9 protein-coding genes are annotated in these 13,925 nt (G+C 34.1%); all 9 read left to right on the top strand.

What is annotated here, in order from left to right:
* The 9 genes from VDP25_RS14475 to VDP25_RS14515 all read left to right on the top strand — a co-directional run bounded on the left by VDP25_RS14475 (position 1) and on the right by VDP25_RS14515 (position 13,918).
* A complete protein-coding gene (locus tag VDP25_RS14475) occupies positions 1-1,206 on the top strand; it encodes an efflux RND transporter periplasmic adaptor subunit (RefSeq protein WP_054724090.1) in 1,206 nt (401 codons plus the stop codon).
* 3 nt (positions 1,207-1,209) lie between these two features.
* Positions 1,210-1,623: a Fur family transcriptional regulator gene (locus VDP25_RS14480; protein WP_054724091.1), complete on the top strand. Its 414-nt coding sequence runs from the start codon at positions 1,210-1,212 to the stop codon at positions 1,621-1,623.
* Positions 1,624-1,679: 56 nt separating this feature from the next.
* Positions 1,680-2,042: a DUF3703 domain-containing protein gene (locus tag VDP25_RS14485; RefSeq protein ID WP_054731062.1), complete on the top strand. Its 363-nt coding sequence runs from the start codon at positions 1,680-1,682 to the stop codon at positions 2,040-2,042.
* Positions 2,039-3,988, top strand: coding sequence for a heavy metal translocating P-type ATPase (locus VDP25_RS14490; protein WP_054724092.1), 1,950 nt, complete (start codon positions 2,039-2,041; stop codon positions 3,986-3,988). The genes VDP25_RS14485 and VDP25_RS14490 overlap by 4 nt, the downstream gene beginning before the upstream one ends.
* A 61-nt stretch (positions 3,989-4,049) precedes the next feature.
* Positions 4,050-4,463, top strand: coding sequence for an HYC_CC_PP family protein (locus VDP25_RS14495; protein WP_054724093.1), 414 nt, complete (start codon positions 4,050-4,052; stop codon positions 4,461-4,463).
* Positions 4,464-4,574: 111 nt separating this feature from the next.
* On the top strand, positions 4,575-8,315 hold the full coding sequence (locus VDP25_RS14500) for an efflux RND transporter permease subunit (RefSeq protein ID WP_092468854.1): 3,741 nt from the start codon (positions 4,575-4,577) through the stop codon (positions 8,313-8,315).
* Entirely contained in the window at positions 8,312-9,547 is a 1,236-nt protein-coding gene (locus VDP25_RS14505; RefSeq protein ID WP_092468856.1) for a TolC family protein, read from the top strand. Before VDP25_RS14500 ends, VDP25_RS14505 begins: the two co-directional genes overlap by 4 nt.
* Before the next feature lie 92 nt (positions 9,548-9,639).
* Positions 9,640-12,141 carry a heavy metal translocating P-type ATPase gene (locus VDP25_RS14510; RefSeq protein WP_173300313.1) on the top strand — a complete coding sequence of 834 codons (2,502 nt, stop codon included), beginning with the start codon at positions 9,640-9,642 and terminating at the stop codon, positions 12,139-12,141.
* A 4-nt stretch (positions 12,142-12,145) separates the two neighbouring features.
* Positions 12,146-13,918, top strand: a complete 1,773-nt coding sequence (locus VDP25_RS14515; RefSeq protein WP_092468860.1) for an efflux RND transporter periplasmic adaptor subunit — start codon at positions 12,146-12,148, stop codon at positions 13,916-13,918.
* Positions 13,919-13,925: the final 7 nt, after the last annotated feature.

Consider the following 13,925-nt stretch of genomic DNA (forward strand, 5'->3'; position numbering starts at 1 on the left):
ATGAAAAACACACAATATATAATTTTAGCACTACTAACAGTTTCATTTTTAGTTGTTGCTTGCGGAAATAAAGAAAGCCATAAGGAAGGTGATGGTCATTCCCATAACGAGGAACAAAAGATTGAAGAAAACGATGACCATAGCGAAGGCGAAGAAGTGATGCTTTCACAACAACAGTTTGAAGCTTTAAAAATGAAGATAGACACCATTGCATTGCGTAATATGAGTGGTTATGTAGAAGCAAATGGCACATTGGAAGTACCACCACAAAGTGAAGCAGCAATAACTTCTGTAGTTGGTGCAAATGTGTTATCCATAAAAGTGATTGAAGGAGACAAAGTGAATAAAGGTCAAATTGTGGCATATCTTTCACATCCAAATATTATTCAAATGCAAACCGATTATTTGAATGCTTTTAGCAATAGTAATTTTTTAAAGAAGAACTTTGAGCGTCAACAAAAATTATATGATGCGGGAGTTGGCTCTGGTGCAAATTTTCAAAAGGCCGAAGCCGAATATGATGCCTCTAAAGCTATGGTAAATGGATTGGAAGCGCAGTTGAAACTATTAAACATAAATACGTCATCAGTACGAAATGGAACAATTGCTCAAAGTATATCATTACGCAGTCCTATTGAAGGCTATGTGCAAAAGGTAGAAGTAAAAACAGGACAGTATGTTGAACCACAAACTGAACTCTTTGAAATTGTAAATACACATCACGTTCACGCTGATTTAATGGTCTTTGAAAAAGATGTGTATAAAGTTAAGAAAGGTCAAAAAGTAAGCTTTAATATACAAACAATGCAAGATGAAGAATTAACAGCAGAAATCTATTCCGTAAGCAAAACATTTGAAGATGACCCTAAAGCAGTACACGTACACGCTGAAATTGAAAACAAGAAAGGTAACTTAATTCCTGGAATGTATATCCAAGGTAAAATTCAAGTAGAGAACACCAAAACAAAAGCACTTCCTGAAAGTGCTATAGTAAAAGAAGGTGATAGATTTTTCGTGTTTTCGGCAGAAAAAGAAAATGACGATTGGAGTTTTAAACCTATTGAAGTGCTTTTAGGAGCAAAAGATGGCAATTGGGTAGCTGTTCAATTTACTGAAGAACAAGATAAAATCACAAAATTCGCTTATAACAATGCGTATTATTTAATAGCCGAAATGAAAAAAGGAGAAGCAGAACACGAACATTAGATTATGCAAACCATAGAACAATTATTAGAGTTAAAAAATATTCGCGTTACGGCAATGCGTTTATTGATTTATAAGTTTCTTGTAAATAAACAAGTAGCAGTAACATTAAGTGATATAGAAAATGCTTTTGAAAAAGCAGATAGAACTACATTGTACAGAACTATTAAAACATTCGAGGAAAAAGATATTGTGCATCAAATAGATGATGGTACAGGTATTACTAAATATGCTTTATGTGAACAAGGTTGTAGTTGTGATATAAATAAAGATTTACACTTACATTTCCATTGTAACAATTGTAATGAAACCATTTGCTTAACAGACCATAAAATACCAAAAATTAAAGTGCCTGATGGCTTTGTTTCAGAAAATGTAAACTTGGTTGTAAAAGGTATATGTGATAAGTGTAGTGGATAACAAATGCACTTCCATTGCACTAACGATTGTACTACTTTTATTCAAAATTAATGGATATGAAGTTTAATGCTAAAATACCTAAACCTCTTAAACAGGCTTATAACGAAGAATTAAAACGATATAGTTTCTGTTTAGAAAATAAGCAGTATAGTAATGCTTGGTATCATTTAGAACGCAGTCATATCATAGGGCAATCTTACCCAATAGAACATACCTATTCACATTGGTTAATGCTAAAGTTTGGATTTATGCAAAAAGATGCTAAAGAAGTACTCGGTCAAATTATTAGGTTACTTGTTGGTGGTTGGAAATCATTTATTGACCACGTGCCACTTGGTAACACAGGCAGTGCAAACGTACCACCATTAAAATCTATGCCTATACCTAATGATATTAAAAATTTATTCAATTCAAAATGAAGAAAAAGAAAGTCAATTTAAGGGATTTAAAACCAAATTCAGAAGAACAACATTCTCACGATGATGGTCATAATCACGCTAATGGAAGTGCATTTAAAACTTATGTGCCAGCAATTATAAGTTTTACGATGCTTATGATGGGTATAGGTTTAGATTATTTTGATGTTTCTTTTTTTAAGAATTGGACTCGCATTATATGGTATGGTATTGCTTATTTACCAGTTGGACTTCCTGTTGTAAAAGAAGGCTGGGAAAGTATTAAAAAAGGCGATGTATTTACAGAGTTCTTTTTAATGTCTATAGCCACTATTGGAGCCTTTATTATTGGCGAATATCCTGAAGGTGTTGCAGTAATGTTGTTTTATGCAGTTGGGGAATTATTCCAAAATGCAGCAGTTAACAGAGCAAAAGGAAATATAAAAGCCTTACTTGATGTAAGACCAAATGAAGCTCTGGTATATCGCAACAATAATTATGTGTCTGTAAGTCCAGAAACGGTTGAAATTGGTGAAAAAGTGCAAGTACGTGTAGGAGAAAAAATCCCTTTAGATGGTATTCTACTTTCCGACAAAGGTTCATTCAACACAGCAGCATTAACAGGTGAAAGTAAACCAGATACGATTGCAAAAGGCGAAAAAGTATTTGCTGGAAGTATTAATATGGATGGCGTTATTGAAATTGAAACCACCAAAGAATTTAAAGATAGTTCCATTGCTCGAATTTTGGATATGGTACAGAACGCAACAGCTCGAAAATCTAAAACAGAATTATTCATCAGACAATTCGCTCGTATTTACACACCAATAGTTGTGTTTTTAGCAATAGGTGTTACGTTTCTACCATACTTTTTTGTAGATGATTATGTTTTTAGAGATTGGTTATACAGAGCCTTAATTTTCTTGGTGATTTCTTGTCCTTGTGCTTTGGTAATATCAATTCCATTAGGTTATTTCGGAGGATTGGGAGCAGCTTCAAAAAACGGAATTTTATTTAAAGGCGCTTCCTTTTTAGATGCAATGACCAAGATAAACACGTTGGTGATGGATAAAACTGGAACGGTTACTAAAGGTGTTTTCAAAATAAAAGAAATCAAAGCAATTGGTTGGGATGAAAAAGAGTTTATGAAGTACCTGATGGCGATGGAAGAACAATCCACACATCCTATTGCAAAAGCTATTTTAGAATATAAAGATGAAGGCGCAGATTATGAGGCTTCCGAAGTTACAGAAATAGCAGGAAAAGGTTTAAAAGGTATAGTAAATGGTAAGACTGTTTTAGTTGGTAATAAAGCCCTAATGTCAGCCAATAATATTAAAGTTTTAGAGGAAACAGAAACTATTGTAGAATCTATAGTATTAGAATCTATAGACAATGAATTTGCAGGTTATGTTGTCATTGCAGATGAATTAAAAGAAGATGCAAAAGAAACAATTACCAATTTACATAAAGTAGGTATTAATAATATAATGATGCTTTCTGGAGATAAGGATTCCATTACCCAACAAGTAGCAAGAGAATTAAATATTGAAAAGGCTAAAGGTGGTTTGTTACCAGAAGATAAATTAAATGAAGTTGAGCTTTTAAAACAAAATCCTGAAAATAAAATTGCTTTTATAGGTGATGGTATTAATGACGCACCAGTTTTAGCAGCAAGTGATGTAGGAATAGCAATGGGTGGTTTAGGTAGTGATGTCGCTATTGAAACAGCAGATGTTATCATTCAAACAGACCAACCTTCAAAAGTGGTAAAAGCGATTAAAATTAGTCGTTCCACTCGTAAAATTGTATGGCAAAACATCATTTTAGCATTTGGAGTAAAAGTAATTGTTCTGATTTTAGGAGCAGGTGGTTTAGCAACAATGTGGGAAGCAGTTTTTGCCGATGTTGGTGTGGCTTTATTAGCAATATTAAATGCAGTTAGACTACAACGAATGCGATGGAGTTAACCATTAAACTTCTGTTAAACAAAATGAACATTTGTTAAAATTTCGTAACTTCGCAAACAGTATGAAACAAGTATTCCATAAAATAATGTCTTTAGCAATGGCTTTTGTAGTGTTATGCTCTACAATGTCATTTACGCTTAATATGCATTTTTGTGGAGATGCTTTAGTAGAAACAGCTGTTTTTAATAAGGCTAAGGGTTGTGGTATGGAAATGCAAAAGCCATCTACAGAAGGATGTGCTATTACCAAGAAAAACTGTTGTAATGATGAACAATTGGTAGTTGATGGTCAAGACGAACTACAATTACAAGTTGACAAAATTTCTTTTGAACAACAAGTTTTCATTGCCTCATTGGTTTATACCTATATTAACCTTTTTGAAGGTTTAGATAACAATGTATCTTCTTTTGAAGAATATGAACCACCACTCGTCGTCAGGCAAATCTTCAAGATTGACGAGACTTATTTAATTTGATTTTTAAACAATAGACTGTTTTATCCTATGACTTTATAATGTCATAAGGATAATTTGCTGTATTCGGTGTTTTCTTAACGCCAATGTCTAACTGTTTAATAATCAAATCATATGCTTAATAAAGCAATCAAATTTCTTATAGAGAATAAACTCGTTGCAGTTCTGCTACTTGCTCTTTTTGTTGGATGGGGAACTGTAAACGCACCTTTCAATTGGGATACTGGATTTTTACCAAGTAATCCTGTGGCTGTTGATGCCATCCCAGATATCGGAGAAAATCAACAAATTGTATTTACAAAGTGGGATGGTCGTTCGCCACAAGATATAGAAGACCAAATCACTTATCCATTAACCACATCCTTATTAGGTATTCCAGGAGTAAAAACCATTCGTAGTTCGTCTATGTTTGGGTTTTCAAGTATCTATATCATTTTTGAAGAAGATGTAGAATTCTATTGGAGTCGTAGTCGTATTCTAGAAAAACTCAATTCATTACCAAGTGGTTTATTACCTGAAGGTGTTAATCCTGCTTTGGGTCCAGATGCAACAGGATTAGGACAAATATTTTGGTACACACTTGAAGGACGTGATGAAAACGGAAAAGTTACTGGTGGTTGGGATTTACAAGAGTTACGCAGTATTCAAGATTACTATGTAAAATATGCACTATCCTCTGCAAGCGGTGTTTCGGAAGTCGCTTCAATTGGTGGTTATGTTCAAGAATATCAAGTGGATGTCAACCCAGAATTAATGCGTCAATATAATATAGGATTGCATCACGTTGTAAAAGCAGTTAAGGAAAGTAATAAAGACATTGGTGCACAAACTATTGAAATTAATAATGCAGAATATTTAGTACGTGGTTTAGGTTATGTGAAATCTATTGAAGACATAGAAAATGCAGTCGTTACTTCCGAAAATTATACAGCAATACGAATCAAAGATATTGGAAAAGTCTCTTTAGGTCCAGCAACACGACGTGGGTTATTAGATAAAGAAGGTGCAGAAGTTGTAGGTGCTGTTGTTGTAGCTCGTTACGGAGCAAACCCAATGGAAGTTATTAATAATGTAAAAGAAAAAATTAATGAATTAAGTGCAGGATTACCTTCAAAAGTATTAGCAGATGGTAGAACATCACAAGTAACCATAGTGCCATTTTATGATAGAACAGAATTGATTAAAGAAACGTTAGGTACACTTAATGAAGCCTTAACATTAGAGATACTAATTACCATTTTGGTCATTATCATTATGGTATTTAATCTTCGGGCATCGGTACTTATATCTGGACTACTACCAGTTGCGGTTTTAATGGTTTTTATAGCAATGAAGTTCTTTGGTGTAGATGCAAACATCGTCGCATTATCTGGTATTGCAATTGCTATTGGTACAATGGTCGATGTTGGTGTCATACTTTCAGAAAACATTATAAGGCACTTGGATGAAGATGATGGAACAAAACCCATTAATACGGTAGTTTATAACGCCACAGCAGAAGTATCTGGTGCAATCGTTACCGCAGTAATGACAACCATAATCAGTTTCATTCCAGTCTTTACAATGATTGGCGCTGAAGGTAAACTATTTAGACCGTTAGCATTCACAAAAACCTTTGCATTAACAGCTTCCATAATTGTAGCCTTGTTTTTAATACCACCATTCGCTGCATTTTTATTCAGAAAGAAAAGTATTAAAAACACTTTTAAATATGTTTTAAATGGTGTTTTAATAGCTTTAGGAGTCGTAGCAATAGTCTTTGGGTATTGGTTAGGATTGATTTTGATAGCTTTTGGAATTACAGCACTTCTCAATCTTCAAAGTAAGATAACAGACAAACAAACTAATCTTATCAATATCATTATTTCAGCATCTGCGATAGTATTCCTGTTAGCCGAATATTGGCGACCATTAGGCGTTGATAAAAGTATCTTTTGGAATCTCATTTTTGTAAGTATTATATGCTTTGGTTTATTAGGTGTTTTTTCGCTATTCATCAAATACTATACGCGTATTTTAAAGTGGTGTTTAGATAATAAATTATTGTTTTTGTCTATTCCTACTGCGATTGTTATTGCAGGGTTTTTCATAATGAAGAATACAGGAAAAGAGTTTATGCCATCATTAAATGAAGGCTCATTTCTACTAATGCCAACATCTATGCCTCATTCTGGCGTAGAAGAAAACAAACGAGTTTTACAGCAATTAGATATGGCAGTAGCCAGTATTCCAGAAATTGAAACAGTTGTAGGTAAAGCAGGTAGAACAGAATCAGCGTTAGACCCAGCACCTCTATCTATGTATGAGAACATCATTCAGTATAAGCCAGAGTATATGCTGAATGAAAGCAGAGTGCGCCAACGTTACAAAGTAAATGAGGATGGTTTGTTTGAATTAAAAGATGGTCGATTAATTCATAACGAAAATATAGATGTCAGTTCGAGCGCAGTCGAGAACAAAGTGATAATCAAATCAACTTTATTAAATGTCCAAAGGTCTCAATTGATTGAAGATAAGGATGGCGAATATTATCGTAATTGGCGACCAGAAATTGAATCACCTGATGATATTTGGGATGAAATTGTAAGAGTTACCAAATTACCAGGTGTTACGTCAGCACCAAAGCTACAACCGATTGAAACCCGATTGGTAATGCTTCAAACAGGAATGCGAGCACCTATGGGAATAAAAGTAAAAGGTCAAGACTTAAAGCAAATTGAAGCGTTTGGTGTGCAATTAGAAAACATCATCAAGGAAGCTGAAGGCGTTAAAAAGGAAGCTGTTTTTGCAGACCGTATCGTCGGTAAACCCTATTTGTTAATTGATATTGATAGAGAGAAAATTGCACGTTATGGAATTTCTATACAAGATGTTCAGGATGTATTAAAAGTCGCAGTTGGTGGTATGGTATTAACACAAACGGTTGAAGGTCGTGAGCGCTATGGTGTTCGTGTGCGATACCCAAGAGAATTAAGAGCAAATCCAACAGACTTACAACAGATTTATGTGCCAGTTGAAAAAGGCAGTCCTGTTCCATTAAGCGAATTGGCAACCATTCGCTACGAACAAGGTCCACAAGTCATTAAAAGTGAAGACACCTTTTTAGTAGGTTATGTCTTGTTTGATAAATTAGATGGTTTTGCAGAAGTAAGCGTTGTTGAAAATGCACAAGCATTAATCCAAGAAAAGATAGATTCAGGCGAATTAATAGTTCCAAAAGGAATCAACTATGCATTCACAGGAACGTATGAAAATCAATTACGAGCAGAAAAAACACTATCTGTTGTTGTACCGTTAGCATTGGCAATTATCTTTTTAATACTGTATTTCCAATTCCGTTCTGTGGCAACCTCATTAATGGTATTTACAGGTATAGCAGTAGCGTTTGCAGGTGGATTTATAATGATATGGCTCTATGGTCAAGATTGGTTTTTAAACTTCAGTTTCTTTGGCGAAAATCTGCGTGATTTATTCCAGATGCACCCAATTAATTTAAGTGTGGCTGTTTGGGTAGGCTTTATTGCACTATTTGGTATTGCAACAGATGATGGTGTGGTTATGGCAACATATTTAACGCAAACTTTTGATAGAAATACACCAGATAACAAAAAGGAAATTAGAGCATCTATTGTAGAAGCAGGTGAAAAACGTATTAGACCGTGTTTAATGACTACAGCAACAACCATTTTAGCACTCTTGCCTGTACTCACATCTACAGGACGAGGAAGCGATATTATGATTCCTATGGCCATACCAAGTTTTGGAGGTATGCTTATAGCCTTAATAACCTTATTTGTTGTACCAGTTTTATATAGCTGGAAATCCGAAGTTCAACTTAAAAGAGCAACAAAATGAAATACATAAAAATCAATATAAAAACGGTCTTTGTGCTTTGTGCTTTATGCTTCGTGCTTTCTGCGCAAAGTCAAGAGTTAGAAACGCTTATTGATGTTGCACTAAATAACAATCCAGAAATTCAAAAATTTGAATTGCAATACAAAAGAGCTTCTGAAAAAGTAAATGAAGTCAATACCATTCCTAATACCGAATTTGGTGTAGGTTACTTTGTGAGTGAACCAGAAACACGAACAGGTGCGCAACGATTTAAAGTATCGGCTAAACAAATGTTACCGTGGTTTGGCACAATTACATCAAGAGAAAATTATGTCAGTTCATTAGCTGATGCAAAATATGAAGACATTGTTATTGCAAAGCGAAAATTGATGGCTTCTGTATCACAATCCTATTATAATTTATACGCCAACAAAGCGAAACAAAAGGTGCTAACAGAAAACATTAAACTATTGGAAACCTATGAGACATTAGCACTAACTTCTGTTGAGGTTGGTAAAGCATCTGCTGTAGATGTGTTGCGATTGCAAATGCGTCAAAACGAAATGCAACAACTAAAAGATGTTTTAAGTCAACAGTTTTTAGCAGAACAAACAAATCTTAATAATCTTTTGAATAGGGAAAATGATATTGCTGTTACTGTGGTAGATAGTTTAATGATGCCTTCAGAAGACTTTGAAATCACTACTAAAAATTTAGCATTACATCCTGAATTATTGAAGTATGATAAACTTTATCAATCTATAGAACAATCAGAATTACTAAACCAAAAAGAAAGCAGTCCTATGATTGGTTTTGGCTTGGATTATATCAATGTTTCCGAAAGACCAGATATGAATTTCTCGGATAACGGTAAAGATATTGTGATGCCAATGGTTTCGGTGTCAATCCCAATTTTTAATAAAAAATATAAATCTCAAACCAAGCAAAATGAGTTAGAACAGCAAGAAATAACAGCTCAAAAACAGGAACGTTTAAACACTTTGGAAACGCTTTTAAGCAAGGCGATTAATGAACGTATTTCTGCAAGAATAAGTTATGCAACGCAAACCAAGAACTTAAAACAAGCCAAAGATGCTGAAGAAATTTTAATCAAAAGCTACGAAACAGGAACGATTGATTTTAATGATGTTTTAGATATTCAAGAACTACAATTAAAGTTTCAAATGAACCAAATAGAGTCTATTAAGGGCTACTATGTGCAAAGCACAATTATTAATTATTTAATACAATAGTAATGAAATGAGCAGATGTATTATTATAAATCTATTCCAGATTTTTATAAGCGAATTACATCTGTCCATTAAGAAAAAATAAATAACAACAGATGAAACACACATATCATATACACGGAATGACCTGCAATGGTTGTCGTACTCACGTAGAAGAAACACTTTCTAAAGTGGAAGGTGTTTCAAAAGCAACAGTCAATTTAGAAAAGGCAGAAGCTACAATCGAAATGGAATTGCATATTCCTATAGAAACATTTCAAGAAGCCTTAAAAAATGATGGTGGGAGATACAGTATTCATAAACAAGGTGAACATCATCACCATTTAGAAGATAAAACAGAAAAAACATCAAAAGGCAAAGGCACAGGTACATTTTATTGCCCAATGCATTGCGAAGGTGATAAAACCTACGATAAATCAGGCGATTGTCCTGTTTGCGGAATGGATTTGGTTGAAGAACAAAATCTATCATCAGCTTCAACAGAACAATGGACGTGTCCAATGCATCCAGAAATCGTAAAAGATGAAGCAGGTTCGTGCCCTATTTGCGGTATGGATTTAGTACCAATGCAACCAGATGTTTCAGCAGAAGAAAAGACCTATAAAAAATTATTGAAGAAGTTTTGGATAGCAACTGCATTCACATTACCAATATTCTTAATGGCTATGAGCGAAATGCTCAATAACAATCCATTGTACGATATAATGGAACAGAAATATTGGAATTGGATTCAGTTTGCATTATCTATTCCAGTTGTATTTTATGCGACTTGGATGTTCTTTGAACGTGCTTATAGAAGTATAAAAACGTGGAATCTCAATATGTTCACACTTATTGGAATCGGTGCAGGTGTGGCTTGGTTATTTAGTGTGTTTGGGATGTTATTTCCAGATGTGTTTCCAGCACAGTTTAAAACTGAATCAGGTGCAGTACACGTCTATTTTGAAGCAGCAACGGTTATTCTAACCTTGGTGCTTTTAGGACAGTTGTTAGAAGCGCGAGCACACAGTAAAACCAATTCCGCAGTAAAAGAATTACTAAAATTAGCACCTAATAAAGCCATTAAAATTGTAGATGGTGAAGAAATTGAAGTCAGTATAGATGAAATAGAATTAAATGATATTCTAAAAGTAAAACCAGGTGATAAAATTCCTGTGGATGGTGTAGTAACTGAAGGAGAAACAACTATTGATGAATCTATGATTACGGGAGAACCTATTCCTGTAAACAAATCTCAAGATGATAAAGTAAGTAGCGGAACCATTAATGGGAATCAATCATTCTTGATGAAAGCGGAAAAAGTAGGAAGTGATACCTTACTCTCACAAATCATTCATATGGTTAATGATGCCAGTAGAAGTCGCGCACCTATTCAGAATTTAGCAGATAAGGTATCAGGTTATTTTGTGCCAGTTGTAGTTCTTATTTCTATTATCACATTTATGGTTTGGGCAATTTGGGGACCAGAACCTGTTTATGTATATGCGTTTGTGAATGCAATTGCAGTTTTAATCATTGCGTGTCCTTGTGCTTTAGGTTTAGCTACACCTATGTCTGTAATGGTTGGTGTGGGTAAAGGTGCTCAAAATGGTGTATTAATTAAAAATGCCGAAGCTCTCGAAAAAATGGATAAGGTAAATACACTTATAGTTGATAAAACAGGAACTATTACAGAAGGAAAACCAACAGTTGAAACCGTTGGTACTTTTAATGAAGCTTTGAGCGAAGAAGAAGTGTTACAGTACATCGTGTCATTAAATACCAATAGCGAACATCCTTTGGCAGAAGCGACTGTTAAATATGGAAATGAACATAACGCTGAAATAGTAAAATCTAAAAACTTTAGTGCTGTTACAGGAAAAGGTGTTGAAGCTAAAATTGATGAAAAAAATGTAGCATTAGGTAATCCTAAAATGATGGAATATGCCAAAGCAGACATTACCTCTAAAATGAAAGATGAAGCTAAAACGTATCAAAAACAAGGCAAAACAGTTTCTTATTTGTCAATAGATGAAACCGTTGTCGGGTATGTAGTTATAGGGGATAAAATAAAAGAAACAAGTGCCAAGGCTATTAAAGTACTTCAAGATAAAGGCATTGATGTTATAATGCTTACAGGCGATAATCACGATACAGCACAAGCAGTAGCTTCAGAACTTAATTTGGCAGATTTCAAAGCCAGTATGCTACCAGAAGATAAACTCAAAGAAGTAGAGAAACTGCAAGAAAAAGGCAAAGTAGTTGCTATGGCAGGTGATGGAATTAATGATGCACCAGCATTGGCAAAAAGTGATGTGGGTATTGCAATGGGAACAGGTACCTCTGTAGCTATTGAAAGTGCTATGATAACGTTAGTAAAAGGCGATTTACACGGCATAGTAAAGGCTAAAAATTTAAGTCATTCCGTAATGAAGAACATAAAGCAAAATCTATTTTTTGCACTTATTTATAACACATTAGGAGTACCTATTGCAGCAGGCGTATTATTCCCATTTTTTGGCATTTTATTGTCGCCAATGATAGCAGCATTAGCAATGAGTTTTAGTTCTGTTTCGGTAATAGTAAACGCATTAAGATTAAGAAATATTAAAATATAGCACTATGAAAAAATATATAATTTACTTCGGAATATTGGTAGTTGGGTTGTTGTTAGGATGGTTGCTTTTTGGTGGTTCATCAAATGAAAAAACAGACCATAATCACGACGAGCTTGCAGAAACCAATCAAATGTGGACCTGTTCAATGCATCCACAAATTATGCAACCAGAACCAGGTGATTGTCCTATTTGTGGGATGGACTTAATTCCTGCCGAAAGTGGAAGTGATGGTCTGTTAGCAGACCAATTCAAGTTAACCGAAAATGCGATGGCTTTAGCCAATATTCAAACAACTGTTGTAGGCAAAGGTAATGTTGATGGCAACACCCTTAAATTATCTGGTAAAATTGCTGAAAATGAAGAAGCAAACGCAGTACAAGTCAGTTATTTTTCGGGTAGAATAGAACGTTTGAATGTGAGTTTTACAGGCGAAGAAGTTCGTAAAGGTCAATTATTAGCAACCATTTATTCGCCAGAATTGTATGCAGCACAACAAGAATTGATTACAACAGCATCTTTAAAGGAATCGCAACCTGAATTATATAAGGCAGTTCGTAATAAATTGAAGTTATGGAAGCTGTCTGAAAATCAAATAAATCAAATAGAAGAAACCCAAAAAGTAAAAGAAAACTTTCCAGTTTATGCAACCGTTTCAGGAACAGTTACCGAAAAATTAGTAGAACAAGGTGACTACATCAAACAAGGTCAACCATTGCTTAAAATTGCAAATCTCAATACGGTTTGGGCAAACTTTGATGTATATGAAAATCAAATCGATTTATTTAAAAAAGGACAAGAAGTTTTAGTGACTACAAACGCTTATACTAATAAGGAATTTAAAGGGAAAGTAGATTTCATTGAACCAATTTTAAATACTAAAACAAGAACAGTAACCTTACGTGTGGTGCTTAATAACAAAAACGATGTATTTAAACCAGGAATGTTTGTAACCGCAAATATTGAACGAGTTGCAAGTAGTAATGATACGGTATTAACAATTCCAGCATCTGCTGTACTTTGGACAGGAGAACGTTCTGTGGTCTATTTAAAAACCAGTCCAGACCAAACCATTTTTGAAATGCGTGAAGTTGTTTTAGGTAATCAAATTGGTAATGAATATGAAGTTTTAGAAGGTTTATTTATTGGAAATGAAATCGTGACTAACGGGACATTTACGGTTGATGCAGCAGCTCAATTACAAGGTAAAAAATCAATGATGAATAAAGATGGTGGCAAAGTAATGACTGGTCACGAAGGCCATTTAGGAATGGATAATAATGCATCAAAAAAAGAAAGTGGCCATACTAATATGAACGAAAGATTGACAGTATCAAAGAAATTTCAAGAACAACTAAAAGTTGTTTACAATGACTATATCAATTTAAAAGATGCTTTAGTTAAAGAAGATTCAAAAAATACTTCAGTTAATGCAACAAGTTTATTAAACAATTTAAGTAAAGTGGATATGAAATTATTATCAGACAATAATGCTCATACACATTGGATGTCATTAGTAAAAGAAATACAATCTTCTGCAACATCTATTTCTAAAACGTCAGATATAAAAGAACAAAGAGACCATTTCAAGCATCTATCATCACACTTAATAAATGCTGTTCAACTGTTTGGAGTTAAGGAAAAAGTGTATGTAGAGTTTTGTCCAATGGCAGATAACAACAATGGTGCATATTGGTTGAGTAAAGAAGAAAAAGTAATCAATCCATATTTTGGTGAAGCCATGCTAACCTGTGGAGAAGTAAAACAAGTAATCGAATAATAATAAA

Origin of the sequence: Winogradskyella sp. ECml5-4, from assembly GCF_036903175.1 — a bacterium.
GTDB classification, from domain to species: Bacteria; Bacteroidota; Bacteroidia; order Flavobacteriales; family Flavobacteriaceae; genus Winogradskyella; species Winogradskyella damuponensis.